We start from the raw sequence: 15,606 nt of genomic DNA on the forward strand, positions 1-15,606 counted from the left end.
AATTAGCCTGGATGCCAATCCCATGTTGGGCCAAGGCCCAACCTACGGCTTTACGCACATTGTTACATTCGGTGCTCGGAGGTGACTTCAGCCAGCTCCGGGCCTTTATTCGGTTTAGGACGTCCATCTGCTCTAAGCGGAGTATTCAAAAACGAATACCGATTACGACTGGGAGCAGGAGCAGGAACATCCTCTACAAAGCTGGCCAGACTTTCATTAAAAAAGTCATCCGCCGCCTGCTGGGTTTCCCTGGCTGATGGAGCGACTACAGTCGCCAGCATCGTTCCCATAGACAGCATGCTGGACGAAGAGGACATAGAGCTGCTGGCCTGGCTCGATGACACTGCGCTGGCAGATGCCGATGGCTCAGCCTGGCCTGGCCAGTACCAGCCGGAAAAAATCTGCCCGGCATAACGCAATGCCTCGTAAAAACCACTGACCAGACGTGTCACATAGCCCGTCGCTTCCTCGGATTGTGCTGCCTCACTGGCCAGAGCCTCGGCCTTAACCTTCTCAAAATAGGCTGCTGCCAGTTCCGGTGTCAGTATGATCGTGGGATGCGCCGCAGGAAGAGCAATTTCTGCCGGTCTGTTGATTTGAGTCTCGACAGGCTCGCTGCTACTGGCCTGGTCCGATACCGCCATCGTTGCCTTGCTTGCGTTTGCCAATACTGACAAAGACGGGTATAAGGCTTGAATCTCAGTGAAGCTGTTAAGGCAGTTCTGTAAGCGCTTCGTATGATCTGGGTTTTGCTTACGCGCATCATTGGCCGCCGTCAATTCTGTCTGGGCTATATACATCTTCTCCAGCATAGCGTTAAATGCCAGCCCAATTGCGTCAAAATCTGGTTCCCCGTTATTTTCCAGCAAGCGATTGAAGGCATCCAGCTTGTTCTCCAGGTCGCTCAGGCTCTGATTTTCCCGTTCCAGATCATCATGCGTTGGGAACACGGCCATGGCATTCTGAACCCTCTGTACGGCGGCAACCGGGATGTAGCGCATCACCGCATAAACCAGGTGATCTGTAAATGCCGCTTTCAACAGCGCCATACCGAGGCATTTTAAGCCAATCAGGGTGATTAAACCGGCTTTTTTCCAGGAAGAACTGGCCGGGTCAGCGCGTACGTCATCAAACTCACGTCGGCGTGACCAGATTTCCTGACCAAAATTAATCATAACCCGGCTTAAAAAAATCGAAGCCAGAATCACGGCTCCCGGAATGGTCGCTGCCGCACCGACCGCCGCACCCACGCCAAGCGCGGTGAAGAAGGCCTGAAGGACAGCGGCACCCGTGGCCACCGACACAACCGGAATAATGACCGCAGCCCACAGAGAGAGAAAGCTGGCCAGCTGATATAGCGTACTCAGCACCTGGACAGCTATTCTCGGCCAGTTATTACGCGATTTATTGAACTCTACCTCCATCACGGTCAGGTCTAGTTGCGGCTCATCCTTGTTATCTTCCTGACGAGCCTGGTTATCGGCTTTGAAACGTTCAACCGATGTTTTAACCGCTCTGGCACGCTCCCGCAGTCGATCAAAGTACAATTGACGGCTTAAATTTACAGCCGGGCGCAGGCTCTGCAGCTGCGGTGGATATTGCTTCCCGAGCGTATTTTCTTCGACTTGCAGAGAAGCATCCTGCAGCAAAGGCTGCGCATCGTAATCATCGTCTTCATCCCGCAATGGAGCAATCTGTGGCAGTTTTGCAAGAATGTCGCTTAAGGCGTTTATCGCTTCCATTTGTTGCTCGACGCCATTCTGGCGCTGCTGTGATGCCTCAAGCGACATGAGAAGGTAGCGATTGATCAGAGCCAGTCGAATCACGGCATGATTTTGTGGATCGCTGAAATTCAGGTGTTGAATCAAAAACTGCAGCTGGTTTTGCGTTTCCTGCATTGCTGGTGTCGGCGCATCCTGATGCAGGCGCAGATCCAAATCATAGAAGGCTCTCACCATGTCTGTCACAGAGCGCTCGTCCTTCCGGGCTTTAAACAGAAAGGTAACGCAGGTTTCGGCCGTGGCAAGCGGATTCATGTCTCGGATGGCTCGATACTGTAGATAATACATGGCGAAGGCATCGCGCTGGTCGTCGTTGCTTTCTAAAGGATACCGGGCATAGTGCAGGGCGCTGTCTTCGATGGATTTTTGAATACTGATGCCGAGCAGAGGATACAACTGGTTCTTGGCCATATCGACCAGCCCTGCTACCTGGTCTTCCAGCATGCCATGCATGGGCGCGGCCAGTTGTCCAATCAGCGCAAACAACTGCTGCTGAAGATCTTCGCTTTGCAAAGCCTGCAGGGCCAGACGCCCAAGAAATGGATAGGGAAACAAATTCATGACGAGGTTGGGATCAATTCTGGAAATCAGCGTCCCGGCCTGACTGGCCAACAGTCTCCCGGCCCAGGCCAGAGCGCTTTCCTGTTCCCGAACGCCGAGCAGGCCCTGCATGACTCTATCCATCATCTGCTCATGGCTGGGCAGCAGATTACCGACAGCCAGCGGATCACTCAGCAAAGGCATCAGTGCGGGAAGATTATGCGCCTCAAGCCCGTTATTAAACTGCGTGTATGCATTAAAAAGGTTACCTTGCTCCGTTCCCTGCAGACAATAATTTAAAAAATTATTTAAAAAATTATCGTCAGGTCTGTTGCTGTCTGCCGGAATCACCGACCAGGCAAAACGCATCAGCTGCCGGGTCAGAGTCAAGACGGGCGTATTGGCTATCTCTCCCATCACAGCCTGTCTCGCACTGTCCCAGGTTCCTTCATGCATTAATGAGGTAATACGCATGGCGGTGACTGACGATTCCAGCGTTATTTTCCTGATGATAAGGTTTATGTTCCGACGCAGGGCGCGGAGATATATCAGCTTATTGTCGATCAAACTGGCTTCAGGTCTGTCATTGCCAACCAAATTCTTCAACCGCTTGCATTCGGCTGACTGCGTGTCCAGACCTGCCAGCATCGCACGCAAGGCCATTTCAACGGGTGGAAACAAATTTGCCTGCATTTGGGTCAACACCAGCTGATGTGGCGTCAGTACACGCGCATACGGGGAAAATAGTTTTGCCGGACAGTTTTCAGCCAGCTGGCGCAGAGAGTTCAGATTGTCTTCATCTCCGGGAAAACAGGCTTGAAGACAATCGAAATCCTCAATTGTCGGCTGGCTGCCAGATTTCAGCCTGCTGTAAATATCCGATAGTAAATGGTTGTAGCTTAGTATCTCTTCCGAGATATCTTCCCTTGGATTATCAATCACTGCTTCCAGCTGATGGCAAAACATTGACCGCAGAGACTCCGTGAGACAACGGGCAATCGCCGGCTCGAGAAAGTCAGCCTGAAAAGATTTATAAACGTCAGACGTATTAAACGCTTTACAAACTTGTCTGGCTTTCAGCAGTTCGTTCAATAAGGCCTGCGGCGACTGATTGTTGTCACGGGCAGCGGCCAGTTCAACCTCGATATTTTTAAGACGATGCACCGCCATCAGGCTATATAGTTGAGGGTTGCTGGCAAGGTTCGTCAAGTTCGGTTCATCAGCCTTCCTGGGAGCAATTTTCCGTAAATACTTCGCCAGGGACAGCCTTGGCGTCAACACAGACTGCGGAATACAATAATCGGCAAAGCTCCTGGTCGGCGTTACTGTCGGCGAAACCTCTGCCCAGTAGGCGTGAAACAGACGTTCCTGACGTCTGGGATCATCAATGCCGGCCTGCGTGACCAAATCGAAAAACGCAATGACCAGCAGAAGCTCGCGGCCATCGGGACTGCCTTCACCCAGCAGACGCTCCAGGGCATCCGGGCTGCTGAAGTACCGCCGAACCGATTCGGGAACAAAGGACAACATCCTGGCGTAAAACAAACCAAGCCCGTTGTACGCTGTTTCAGCCGCCGCAGCCACCGTTGCCTGAAAGGCCGTGGCGGTCTGGCGGAAACCCTGATAGTAATTGCTTGTTTCTTCAAGCCAGGGAGGTAACACGCCCGGCATAATCTGGTTGGGTAACGACGCCAGGTGGTCAAAATGAGTAAACGCGGTAGCGAGACTGCGTATTCGGGCGACAGGGTCCTTGTCCGTAACCGCCAGCCCTGTTGTTGCACTGAGTATGCCCGCTACGTCGGCCACAGCGCCTACGCATTGCTGCACAGGCTGCAACAGCGTGTCCTGAATGATCTCCTGAATGGATTCAATGTGCACGCCGGCCGTTCCCAGCAGCGTAGTGCGTGCCGCAGATAATTCCGGTTTACCGACGGGTAAAACGCCTTTTTTAAGAAACTCCAGCCTGCGGCTGGTTTCAATGCAGCGCGACAGGAAAGGCAGCAGCTGACGAATAACAGTATCCAGAAGACGCCTGTTCATGGGCAATTGCGGCATACTGATTTGCAAAACCACCTTCAGTATATTGATGGTTTTTTGGGGAAATACCTCAGACGAACCATTATATTGACTAATGGTGTCGAGCAGAGCCGTCAGCATTTGTGCGTTTTTGCGCGGAACATAATTCACACCCGTATTAGCCGCAACCCGCTCACACAGCCGCTCAAGAACAAAAGGCAGGGACAGCAGCGAATCAAGATGGGCAATCCAGGCCTTGAGAAGATCCTGATATTCATCGCCCGCCGGCAGCATACTAATCGATATACTGGCGGACATGTCAGAATCAACATTCAGCAGACGAACAGCCTGTTCTGCGTTTTTACGTGCCTTATCGAGCTTGCTTAAATAACCGGTTTTGATAAGTTTCACACCCACCGGATCCGATTCGGCCTGCTGCACCTCATCGACCATCGTCTGGGCGAAGGCAATGACTTCAGCAAACATCGGACTGTCGGATTGCAGAGGCTCGCTGGCCAGTGAGGCACATAAGGCTGCCCACTTTTCCGCCTGCAGTACCGTCTGACGGCGAAACGCGATATGCAGATGAAAGGCATAGACATCGCGGTGATAATCGGCCTGATCAAGGCTGAAACCACAGAAATCCAGCATAAACTGACTGAGTTCTTTTTTATTAGTGGCTATTTGCAAGACACATACTCCCAAAACAACGGTTACCCTGCGCAGGCAGATGTGCACATTATAAACACACTAAGCTTAAGGAATTATGAAGATCCCATGTCTGGCATTAGCACACCTCTGTATTGGGCATTTTTTATATAATTTGCCCTTCCCGCCTGCGCGGGAATGACAGTCCACCGTTTTGTCCAGTACTGAGTTTACACAACTTATCCGAACCGCGACCGTCAGGAAGCGGAAACCATGGGTTCGCCTGTTACGGCATTTTCTCTGCTGACCAGGAGCATAAAAGCTCCGCTATCTTACGGTCACGGCTAGGACAGATTGCCTGTAAAAAGGACTGGAAACTGAGATGTTCCTGCCTTGCCTTGACAAAGCAGGCTGCTTCCTGTTTCAATCAGATTAGTATCTACCGAACCGCTAAGTCTGAATAAAGATGACCAGAAAGTTACTCATAATCATGGCGACATTGCTCCTGCTGGCAGGCTGTCGTAACACAACGTTTATGAAACCTCCAATTAATGACCCCAGCGACGATGCCACCATAAAGCTGGCGGAAGCCGCCTCATCGGTCAGCGATTCCATGATGGAAATGGCGAAAGTAGAAAAAGTGATTACGCCACCCACCAAAGATAATACCCTGACTATCCCTAATGCCTATAACCTGCAGGCCAGGGCATCAGTTGACTGGTCGGGTCCAATTGAAGAGCTGACCGCCCGCATAGCCAAAGCGGGTAATTTCCGCCTCAGAGTGCTGGGCAAGTCGCCTTCACTGCCCATATTGATTAGCCTGAACATCAGGGACGAGAGCCTGGCTGAAATTCTACGCAACATAGATTATCAGGCCGGAACCAGAGCCTACCTTCACGTTTATCCTAACAGTCAGGTTGTTGAATTACGTTATGCAAAAATTTATTCCTAAACTACTCGTACTCAGCCTCGCGCTGCTGGTGGCCTGCCATCAGGCCCCGCCTTATGTGGGCAACACTGACTCGCTGGCGGGTCTGCAGGCAATGGCCAATACCAAATCGGCAAAAACCAACAGCAAACGCAAAATGAGCCGTATCCGGCAAATGGCTTTGCGCGAAATCGCTCTCAGCCTGGGCGCTCAGGCGGGTCTGGCCGCGCGCGCCAATCAGATTGACAAACAGCTGGCAAAACAGGCCCGTAACCTCGATATGATATACGATTTTAACTCGCTGGTTCTTGAGCACAGCATCCTGCCGCCCGTTTTGCTGGAAGGACGCAATACGCTTAATCTGGCCGATGCCCAGAACATCCGGGTATCTGACCGAACCTACAAGGTGTCCAAACAGGCCCATTTTATTACTACACCGCCTAACTGGCGTCAGTACCTGTGGATGGACTACAAAAAACCGGAATATCCCAACCAGACCCTGCTGCCCAAAACCAAACAGGAGCGTAAGCTCTGGTGCCTTTATGTGGCCAAAGGCTGGAAAAACGGTACCGAACAGGCAAATACCATTCTCGAGGAAAGCATCGCCCGCCTAAAAGAAGATTACACCGGTATGATTCTGTACAGGAAACTGCTGGCCATGAACATGGTGTCGCCACCTTACGTTTCTAATACCGACCTGGGCGTCACGGGTGACGCGTCTGAGATTCACATTGATGATCGCGTGTTGCGCATTACTGCTCTGCCTGGTCTGAATGTTAACAGTAACGAGTGGCGTGCTGCCGTCGCAAAAGATGAAAACGCACTTGAGCAGTTTAAAAACATGGAAAAGCTTGCTCAAAATTCGCAGATCGTCATCACCGACAAGGCATGGCAACCCACGATAGCACCGGTGAACTGAGTATGGCCAATGTCAATTTCATGCCGGATGAACCGTCGCGGTTTACGCCGGTCTTTATGGATAAAATGCTTCAGCACGCTGAAAACCTGAACGCATCGGATATCACCATTCAAACGGGTTCGCCTATCTTTGCCGAAGTATATGGCCGGCTGGTCAAAATAACCAACCGTGCCTTATCCAACACAGAGCTGGGGGATTTGATTAACTCGATTTATGGACCGAACGCCACCACGCAGTTGCTTTCGGGTAAGGACATCGACACGCATTACGAATTTCGCCCCAACCGTGGCGTTCGTTATCGCTACCGGGTTAATGCCACGTCCTGTCTCGTTGAGGGTCACGATTCCATACAGATTACGCTGCGAACCATCCCTATTACGCCACCGAAACTGGAAACCATGATGCTGCCAGATAACATTCTGGAAGCTCTGGCACCGCAGGAAGGCATTGTGTTCATCACGGGTGCTACCGGGTCTGGTAAATCGACCCTGCTGGCCTCCATTATTCGAGACCTGATCGAAAAGGAAGACTCAAACCGTAAGGTATTAACCTACGAGTCCCCGATTGAGTTTGTTTATGACGAAATTGAAACGATTTCGGCCATCGTCAGCCAGTCTGAAATTCCGCGTCACCTGCCTGATTTCGCTGATGGCGTCCGAAACGCGCTGCGTCGCAAACCCCGCCTGATTATGGTGGGAGAGGCCCGCGATGCCGAGACCATCAGTGCCGCGCTGGAAGCGGCGCTCACCGGACATCCGGTATACACCACGCTGCATACCTCAGGCGTGGCAGAAACCATGCGTCGTCTGGTTACCTCGTTTTCTGGTGAAGAGCGTCTTGGTCGCACCATTGATATTCTCGAAACCATCCGCCTGTGCATCTGGCAGAAGCTGGTACCAACAGTTGATGGCAAGCGTGTTGCCCTGCGTGAATACCTCATTTTTGATGAGGCCGTTCGTGACATCCTGCTCGAGGGCGATCCTAACGACGTAACGACCAACACCCGTAAGCTGGTGCGTGAGCGCGGTCAGCTGATGACAGTTGATGCCAGAAATAAATTTGAACAGGGTATAATCAGTGAGCGGGTTTATAAACTGATTATGGCCGGAACCAAAGACTACCAACGCGAATAAGCTGCCTGTCAAAGCGCACAGGCAGCCCCTTCCTCAGACAAAGCCCCCAAAAAGCAGGCCTTACTCATCCGGAGGCATAGGCGTGGATTTGATATCAGGCTGATCAGGGGATTTCATGCCGCCTTTATCCAGAACCTTACCGCTAAGCTGCTTGGACATCTGCCCCGCTGCCTTCGTAGATGATTCAATGGGCTTATCCAACTGCCTCTTCACGTCCTCCGCCCAACCTGCTGTTTCTCCACCGATAGTTTCCGGTTGCCCACCAATCCAGCGTAATACCTTGTCAGGCAGAGAGGTAATCAGGGTAAAGGACTTTTGTACCACCGTCAGATACATGGTTGTATAGATCAGAATAGAGAAGAAGAAGCCATAAATACCGGCCCAGCCGCCATAACCCACGCTGCTCGTTGCCATCTGATTAGTTGGCGAAGGCGTGGACGGCATAGTAGCGGCATTCTTAATCTGCTGAGCAAGCCCGGTCGCATTAGGATCGCCCTGAATAAACATCACCACTCGGGAAAAGCCTGCGTTGATAACCCAAATCCCGACATAGGATAAAATGATGGCAGCAATGTAGCCTACAATCATCAAAGCAGGCCTTAAAAAGACGTTCATCAGAATCATAATCGCCTGCTCGCCCTTACCAAAGGGCCCCTCTCCTTCCGGATGGGTTATGCCCAGCGCCACGATAGGTGCTGCCACCATCGCTTCAATGACAGCCATCAGCCAGCCGATTGCCCCAAAGGTAAAGATCATATAGGGAAGGAACGGGACGTAATAGGCCGTGACGAAGCCCAGAGCCACCATGGTTCCCATCCAGGCCAGTAACAAAGGCATGATGAGAGCAATAATGGTCATGACAAAAGGACCAAAAATAGAACCCATGATGGCGGTATCAATAACATACAGCCACATATCATTGGCAAAATTGATGAAGTTGACGCCCATGTTCGCCAGTGCTACGACAGGGTTAATATTCGGCTGCTGCAGGAACGAGACGCCATACAGGAATATTTTGGACATACCCTGCAAAGGAAGGATAAGACAGGCAACCACAATCAGGTTCACCAGAGCATTAACAAAGTTCAGCACGAACATAAGCAGAACTTTCAATATCAGGTCATAGAAAATAGCACCGAGCAGCTTACCCCAGCAGATGAAAAACTTCCAGCAGGGGAAATCTATTTTCGGCAGTTCCAGCTTGGGTGGCAGTATATTGGGAATCAGCTTCATCACAAACTGCGGTGCGGTATTACCGGGTTGTCCTGGCAATACTATCAATACGGAGTTGTTAATAAAGCCAAACACCGTGGACGCAGTAGGACCCGATACAGCCTTGGCAGTCAGAGGATTCACATTAGGTGCGGAAATGGCCGAGGCACCGTCTGAGTTCGAACCCGCAAAAAAGCTGCTCAGACTGTCTACGTCGGTGGAAACACCCTGCATCCAGACGCATAAGTTGGCATAAGGTCCTGTACAGCCGGTCGATCCAAAGGGCGAGGTCATGGTCGCCGGATCAAAGGTACTTTGCTGCAGCTGGGAATCGGTGTCTGTAGGTGTTCCATCTTCAGATACCCCGCCGGTTGTCATGTTGGCGTTATTAATCGATACCAGATCAAAGAAGTAACTACCGGCAACAATCCAGCCCTGCTCCTCAGCCGCCTGGATAAACGCACGCTGCTGATTCGCTGCGGCACTGTTGCTGGCCTGATTAACGAGATTCAGGGTCGGCAGCATGATGGCGTTATAATCCGATACAGCTCCCTGAAATTCCGTTCCATTAAACAGCGCCCCGCCCATCATGGAGCCATCTACACCCCATCCCGTACAATCAACCGAATAGCTGGTACAGGGTCCGCCCGTATTCAGCATGGGCACGCCGAATGCCTGCTGAGCCATGGGCGTTGCAGGCTGGTTGCCACTGGACGTGCCGCTGCCACTGGATGAAGGACTGGTTCCGGCAAAAACGGAAATGCCGGTGGTGGTTCCTGATATGCCGGCGCCTGTATTTTGCGGCGTCAAAATCGGGTTGTTGTTCACCATAATCTGGGCAACAGTCGACAAATCCATATACATTTGCTGTACCGCAATGGAGCGGGATTTTTTCATGGTGTCTATTTCACCCTGTCCAAGCGTCGTGATGGCACCGAGGGATGACACGTTGAATGGAGCCCAGGTTACGGTGCCGCAAATGCCATTCAGGGAGTTGTAAGGCCACTGTGTAATATCAAAGTTGGGTAATGGAACATTGTTGTTGGCGTTGGGCGATGTATTCAGGTTTTGAACCGCAATGGCGTCAAATGAATTAATAAAACTGGGCACCTGCATATTACAGAACTTCGACATGGGCGAGTTGAGATCAGCCTGCTGGCCCTGCGGCACATAACAAGGGCCGGACTGGTTGTTTTGCTGGTTCAGATAGCTCTGTCTCGTTTTGGTTAAAATCTGCTGCAGTCCCAGCATACAGACCTGCCCGGACAAAATGGTAGACGCGCCGCTGGCGATATCCGTATTACCACCGGTGATAGACGTAATGGGATTAATCTGCTGCTGCACAACCACGCCACCCCGATTGAGGTAGCTGAGTGCTGAATTCCATACTTTGTCGGCTGCACCAACCCCCTGAACCACGACCCACATCACGAAAATCTGCATCATGCAATAGCCGGACGCCTTGGGGATAAGCAGCGCCAGACCAAGGGTGGCACGTACCGGAACCCACATGGAAGACCATTTCTGCCCCAGCATCTGACCTTCATGGGCCGTGTTGACTGTCGAAACCAGCAGGGTATAGGTGATTACAATCCCGCCCAAAGCCAGTACGGCAGCGTTAAATACTCCAAACATGTTACCCATAATCTGGCTGCCACTGCCATGCAGCACGCCATCCACAATACCAAAAATGTTGGCCAGAAAAACAACGGAATAATCTGTCGGTGGTGGAGCAAAACTCAGGGAGTCACCGGAAGCCATAGCCAAAACAGGAAAAACAAGAAGGAGCAGACCCAGCGCGTTTTTATTCATGAGCGTTCACCTAAAAGGCCTCGTTTGTACCATTCCTGAAAGGTGCAGCCCAGTTTCCGCTCCTTAATCTGGAAATACCAGAAATGATAGCGAAACGCGAGAACCAATCCGATACTGGTTACAACGAGACTGACAATTGTGGCTTTCCAATTACCAGAAACGAGGTGCCATAGTGCGTAGACAAACACAGCAGAGGCCATCACAAGCATAATCATACTCAAACGATAAAGGCCCCTCGCACGGTCAGCCAGATCCTTCTCGCTTAAATTCTGCGCGGCAACCATCTCGTTAAAGGAATTACCCGCATCCTCAACATTCACAGGTTCAGGAACAACCATTTTCCTGATACCGTTTCCAAGGTAGGTCGTAAAGGATCGGATACGATCAAAATCCATCCATGCGCGAACATTGAATACGCTCTTCACTAAGCCGGCAATACGGGATTTTTTTTGTTTTTTCATATTATTTACTATTTGAATAATAGACATTTGTTACCCTTACTATACTATAGTATTTAGTTTCTGGTATTTCCATATATTAATTAGAGCGTAAAAAAAGAGTAAAACATGCCTGATCTCAGCCACGAAGCCTCATCCCAATACTGGTTCGACTACGTAGACCCGATGATTTATCGAGTCATTACCTTTATGGAAAGTGTTGAAGACTGGACTCTGGATTACGATCCGCTTCTCGAAGACGCATTAAGGCGTCTGGGTGATGAACTGGACGACATTGAAAAGGTCGATATGAGCATGCTCAATCAGGAGGAGGCTTTTATCCGCCTGGTAGGCAACATCAAATCCGGACGTGGCCTGCGACTGCTGCAGGCGATAGACACCGTACATCCGGGCAGCGCGTCGCGCATCCTGGTACACGCCGAAGAAACCAGCATGGGCAATAACGATGCCGCTTCTTTTTTTCTGAAACGCAACATCACATTCGAACGTCTGCGCCTGCTCGCCCGCGTATTTTCTGAATATCGATTACAACTGGTAGCCCGCGCTCTTGAAGGAGAAGAATAAATGCAATCAACCAATCGTTATCTTTTGCCAGGTCTTTTGCTGGCTGTTTCAAGTGCCGTATTTGCCGATGACCCCGCCGATCAGGGTGTCGTCACCGATCCCGGTGCCCCGCCGGTCACGAACACCAGCAACAGCGACGCAGCCAATTTAACCGTTTACCTGCAGAATCTGGGTAAATATTTTGGCTACGACCTGACTCAGTATTGCACAACCGGCGGCAGCTGCAGCAGCAACAGTCAATCCGGCGGCAATTCAGGCTCCGGTTCAGGTTCAGGCAACAGCTCCGATTTCAGTAACACGCTGCTTAATCCCAGGATAACCAGCGGCGCTCAGCTGGGCCTGTTTAACAGTTATCTGGGCTCGCTGTTGGGTGCCAGCTCTTCATCGCCCCTGGTTCCTTCTGATTTTCCCAAGTACAGTCAGATCAACAATTCTCTGGCTGGAGAGTCATTTACCTATCAGAACTACTCAACAGCCTCACCGCAGAACGTGTCTGTTTCGCCCATCATTGATCAGCAAAGCTACCAGACTGATCCAGTCAGTCAGGCGGTGTTGAATCTGTTGGCTACCCCTGATTCCAGTTATTGCCAGTTTAACAATTCCGCACCATCCTGCCAGCCGCCCTTTTTCCGCGAGCAGATCATGATTAACGTGGCGGGTCCACTGAATCAACTGGCCACCGATGTGGTCTTTACGCCCGCACAGAATATTCCTCTTGTTCCACAGTTGAATATTGATACGCTGCTCACCCCCTTGATGTATACGCCCTCCTCGGCAGACTCTTCAGGGTCTAAAACCTCAACACCGACCATTGGTCTGGCAACAGACAGCAGCCCGCCCGGATTAACCGCGCAGACCCAGGCACAGCAGGCCATGAACTTCATTCGTTACGCCACTTCAGCGGTTAATACCCTGCCTCTACCCACGCGCAGCACATATTCCGCGCTCTTTGACCAGGCAAGCAATGCCAGTAAAAATGTATCACCAGCTGACCAGGCAAACGCTCAGGTGCAGATTGCCTCTTACATCACCCAGCTTCGAACCGTAGCAGCTCAAAACTCCGTTGCGGTCAGTAACCTGTACTACGCCCTGTCACGACGCCTGCCGCAAGACAACGGAAACGCCATTAACCAGGAAAACCCGGGCATGTCTGCTTCTGGCGACAGCACCGTAAGCAGTGAAGCCATGAACGAATTTATTATGGCCAGCTGGCGTCTATACAACCCGGCTGCTGGCTCTGACAACAAAAATCAACAGCAGTGGCTGACCAAGATCAATCAGGGATCAGCGGCCTCCGTGCAGAAGGAAATAGCCGTGCTGCTGGCGGAAATCAATTATCAATTGTACCTGACTCGTCAGCAACAGGAGCGTCTGTTGATTACGCAGTCAATGATCATGCTGCAAAACACCAAAATGATGCCTCTCAGCCCAAGCATGGGTGCTACATCGGGTGGCACGGATACCAGCGATGCCAGTACCGCCGCCACTACGCTGCAGAGTGGACAATAATCTGCCCCCCTCCGCCTGGATGCCTCGGTATCCGGGCAGACCGCTTTACACACGATGCGCCTCCCGTACCATCAGAAAAATATATGCTAAGATTATAAAATTAACACAGGTATAGACTAGCAGGGATACGCGTTCATGCCGAAAAAAACCAGGGTCAGAAACGGTGCCAATGCCAAAGCTGCGTACATCGATCTTGCTTTGCAGGGAGGTGGCGCTCACGGTGCCTATACATGGGGTGTGCTCGATCGCCTGCTGGAGGAGCCCCACCTTATCATAGAGGGGATTTCCGGAACCTCCGCGGGCTCGATGAATGCTGCGGTTCTGGCCAGCGGCTATGTTGAAAATGGTCGTCATGGCGCACAGGAAGCGCTGGCTCATTTTTGGAGACGGGTATCCGAATCGGCAGCGTACAGCCCTTTTCACCGTGGCCCGATTGACATGTTTCAGGGCAAATGGACCCTCGATAACTCACCAATGTTTATCGCTGTGGATCTCATTTCGCGCTTTTTTTCACCTTATGACCTGAACCCAGGCGCATTAAATCCACTGCGCAACATCCTGAAAGAAAGTATTGACTTCGATAACCTGCGAAAAACGTCCATCAAATTGTTTATCACAGCCACCAACATTCGTACCGGCCGCGGAAAAGTGTTCCGAAATGCGGAAATAACACCTGACGTATTATTAGCCTCAGCCTGTCTTCCGATGATGTTTCAGGCCGTTGAAATTGATGGCGAAGCGTATTGGGATGGTGGTTTCACGGGGAATCCAACCATAACCCCCCTGGTGCAGGAGTGCGAATCAAGCGACACCGTGCTGGTACAGATTAACCCCGTTGAGCGACTGGGAACACCCCGCTCGGCACGGGAAATACTGAACCGCATTAACGAAGTGGCCTTTAATGCCACGCTCTTAAAAGAGCTGCGTATGATAGCCTTGCTGCAACAGGTTGCTGTTTCCGGTACCAGTGAAGGGGCGCGCTGGGCCAAAATGCGTATGCATCGAATTACCAGCGACAAAATGGTTGAGCTCGGCTCGTCTTCCAAACTCAATGCCGAGTGGTCGTTTCTGTGCATGTTGCGTGATGAAGGGCGACTCAATGCCGAGGTTTTTCTCATGGAGCATGGCAAGGACATTAACAAACGTTCCAGTTTTGATTTGCAGGCTCTGCTGTAAATACCGTCACTCTTTTGCGGATAGAATCTGCTCTTTAGCCGCATTCACCAGCGCCATGGCGCCAAATTTTAAAACCGGATTAACAAGTCGGGTAATTTTTTTTTCCCCAGCCAGCTTCCATCCCAAAATAAAGATGGGGGTTATGATTAAGAGCAGGATGCCCCAGTTTTCCCGGGCACGCCGAATCAGCGCCTGTTCGTGCAGGCGCGTGGTCTGGCGGTATTCATTTAGATTTTTTTCCAGAATCGCGCGTTGAATCAGCAGTTTTTTTCGCTCACTGGCCATCCACGCCCCCGGCACGCTGCAACAAAAGCTGTCTGGTTTTTTCAAAGCTCATCTGCTGTAAATTGAATAATAAATATTTAGCGAGAGCCAGAACAGTCAGCAGATTGAACACCGTAACACAAAGTACGGAAAGGAGGAGACTGTGACTGAACTGCATAATGGAATAACCAAGCAACAGCATGCTGGAGGCCCAAAGGCTCATCATCACCACCAGCAACAGGCAGATGGTCAGCAGAAGAGGGAAAATGCTCAGCCCTGCCAGCCTGGACTCAAGGCGGACAAGAGCAATAATTGTTTTCAGAACGGCCAGTCTGCCTGTAACATAGCCGTCCAGGTCATCCAAAACACTCATTACTTTCTAAGCAGGCTGGACAGAAGAAACCCCACACCCGCGGCGATGGCTATAGAAGCCAGAGGATTTTTCTGAACCTTTCTCAATAACTCATCTGAGTATTGTTTAATCGTTTCTTCGGCATCATGCACACCGTTCATGCCCTCTTCGTACAATTCGCCGGCGTATTTTTTGCTCTCGTTGAGCAGTTCAGCCGCTTTGTCGCTGACATGGGCACGCGAGCTGCGCCCCTCTTTTTTGGTTTTTGCCTGATTTTCGTTTACCGTATTCATG

The 15,606-nt window shown here is 51.1% G+C and carries 12 protein-coding genes; 6 read left to right on the forward strand and 6 right to left on the reverse strand.

From position 1 onward, the window contains the following. Positions 1-62: 62 nt before the first annotated feature. On the reverse strand, positions 63-5,027 hold the full coding sequence (locus tag ACQUTA_RS08940) for a hypothetical protein (protein ID WP_444987895.1): 4,965 nt from the start codon (positions 5,025-5,027) through the stop codon (positions 63-65). Between the two features lie 448 nt (positions 5,028-5,475). On the opposite strand from ACQUTA_RS08940, the gene dotD reads away from it, so the two are divergent. From dotD to dotB, 3 genes are read left to right on the forward strand one after another with little or no spacing between them, the layout of a single operon-like run. Beyond that, on the forward strand, positions 5,476-5,937 hold the full coding sequence (gene dotD, locus ACQUTA_RS08945; protein ID WP_444987896.1) for a type IVB secretion system lipoprotein DotD: 462 nt from the start codon (positions 5,476-5,478) through the stop codon (positions 5,935-5,937). Further along, on the forward strand, positions 5,918-6,832 hold the full coding sequence (locus tag ACQUTA_RS08950) for a type IV secretion system DotC family protein (protein WP_444987897.1): 915 nt from the start codon (positions 5,918-5,920) through the stop codon (positions 6,830-6,832). Before dotD ends, ACQUTA_RS08950 begins: the two co-directional genes overlap by 20 nt. A 20-nt stretch (positions 6,833-6,852) precedes the next feature. Further along, complete coding sequence (gene dotB, locus ACQUTA_RS08955) at positions 6,853-7,965, forward strand: Dot/Icm type IV secretion system ATPase DotB (protein WP_444987943.1); 1,113 nt, start codon at positions 6,853-6,855, stop codon at positions 7,963-7,965. A 60-nt stretch (positions 7,966-8,025) separates the two neighbouring features. On the opposite strand, the gene dotA is transcribed toward dotB, so the two are convergent. After that, positions 8,026-10,989: a type IVB secretion system protein DotA gene (gene dotA / locus ACQUTA_RS08960; protein ID WP_444987898.1), complete on the reverse strand. Its 2,964-nt coding sequence runs from the start codon at positions 10,987-10,989 to the stop codon at positions 8,026-8,028. Further along, complete coding sequence (gene icmV / locus ACQUTA_RS08965; protein WP_444987899.1) at positions 10,986-11,477, reverse strand: type IVB secretion system protein IcmV; 492 nt, start codon at positions 11,475-11,477, stop codon at positions 10,986-10,988. The genes dotA and icmV overlap by 4 nt, the downstream gene beginning before the upstream one ends. Before the next feature lie 78 nt (positions 11,478-11,555). Here icmV and icmW point away from each other — a divergent pair, with 78 nt between their 5' ends. The 3 genes from icmW to ACQUTA_RS08980 all read left to right on the forward strand — a co-directional run bounded on the left by icmW (position 11,556) and on the right by ACQUTA_RS08980 (position 14,696). After that, positions 11,556-12,011, forward strand: coding sequence for a type IVB secretion system protein IcmW (icmW, locus tag ACQUTA_RS08970; RefSeq protein WP_444987900.1), 456 nt, complete (start codon positions 11,556-11,558; stop codon positions 12,009-12,011). Beyond that, the gene (locus ACQUTA_RS08975) at positions 12,012-13,520 is read left to right on the forward strand and encodes a hypothetical protein (protein ID WP_444987901.1); all 1,509 of its coding nucleotides are present in this window, start codon (positions 12,012-12,014) and stop codon (positions 13,518-13,520) included. It begins immediately after the preceding gene. 135 nt (positions 13,521-13,655) lie between these two features. Beyond that, positions 13,656-14,696 carry a patatin-like phospholipase family protein gene (locus tag ACQUTA_RS08980; protein WP_444987902.1) on the forward strand — a complete coding sequence of 347 codons (1,041 nt, stop codon included), beginning with the start codon at positions 13,656-13,658 and terminating at the stop codon, positions 14,694-14,696. A 6-nt stretch (positions 14,697-14,702) separates the two neighbouring features. Here ACQUTA_RS08980 and ACQUTA_RS08985 read toward each other — a convergent pair whose 3' ends face one another. From ACQUTA_RS08985 to ACQUTA_RS08995, 3 genes are read right to left on the reverse strand one after another with little or no spacing between them, the layout of a single operon-like run. Beyond that, positions 14,703-14,981, reverse strand: a complete 279-nt coding sequence (locus ACQUTA_RS08985) for a hypothetical protein (RefSeq protein WP_444987903.1) — start codon at positions 14,979-14,981, stop codon at positions 14,703-14,705. Further along, positions 14,971-15,333 (reverse strand): hypothetical protein, encoded by a 363-nt coding sequence (locus tag ACQUTA_RS08990; RefSeq protein ID WP_444987904.1) that lies wholly within the window; start codon positions 15,331-15,333, stop codon positions 14,971-14,973. The genes ACQUTA_RS08985 and ACQUTA_RS08990 overlap by 11 nt, the downstream gene beginning before the upstream one ends. Next, positions 15,333-15,605 (reverse strand): ElaB/YgaM/YqjD family protein, encoded by a 273-nt coding sequence (locus ACQUTA_RS08995; protein ID WP_444987905.1) that lies wholly within the window; start codon positions 15,603-15,605, stop codon positions 15,333-15,335. Before ACQUTA_RS08995 ends, ACQUTA_RS08990 begins: the two co-directional genes overlap by 1 nt. Between the last annotated feature and the right edge of the window lies 1 nt (position 15,606).

This window comes from Legionella navarrensis (assembly GCF_052527415.1).

Coding starts and splice junctions, on each gene's coding strand:
- icmV (WP_444987899.1), bottom strand. CDS start 11,477: ATGTCTATTATTCAAATAGTAAATAATATGAAAAAACAAAAAAAATCC.
- dotA (WP_444987898.1), bottom strand. CDS start 10,989: ATGAATAAAAACGCGCTGGGTCTGCTCCTTCTTGTTTTTCCTGTTTTG.
- dotB (WP_444987943.1), top strand. CDS start 6,853: ATGCCGGATGAACCGTCGCGGTTTACGCCGGTCTTTATGGATAAAATG.
- icmW (WP_444987900.1), top strand. CDS start 11,556: ATGCCTGATCTCAGCCACGAAGCCTCATCCCAATACTGGTTCGACTAC.
- ACQUTA_RS08950 (WP_444987897.1), top strand. CDS start 5,918: ATGCAAAAATTTATTCCTAAACTACTCGTACTCAGCCTCGCGCTGCTG.
- ACQUTA_RS08980 (WP_444987902.1), top strand. CDS start 13,656: ATGCCGAAAAAAACCAGGGTCAGAAACGGTGCCAATGCCAAAGCTGCG.
- ACQUTA_RS08975 (WP_444987901.1), top strand. CDS start 12,012: ATGCAATCAACCAATCGTTATCTTTTGCCAGGTCTTTTGCTGGCTGTT.
- ACQUTA_RS08990 (WP_444987904.1), bottom strand. CDS start 15,333: ATGAGTGTTTTGGATGACCTGGACGGCTATGTTACAGGCAGACTGGCC.
- ACQUTA_RS08985 (WP_444987903.1), bottom strand. CDS start 14,981: ATGGCCAGTGAGCGAAAAAAACTGCTGATTCAACGCGCGATTCTGGAA.
- dotD (WP_444987896.1), top strand. CDS start 5,476: ATGGCGACATTGCTCCTGCTGGCAGGCTGTCGTAACACAACGTTTATG.
- ACQUTA_RS08995 (WP_444987905.1), bottom strand. CDS start 15,605: ATGAATACGGTAAACGAAAATCAGGCAAAAACCAAAAAAGAGGGGCGC.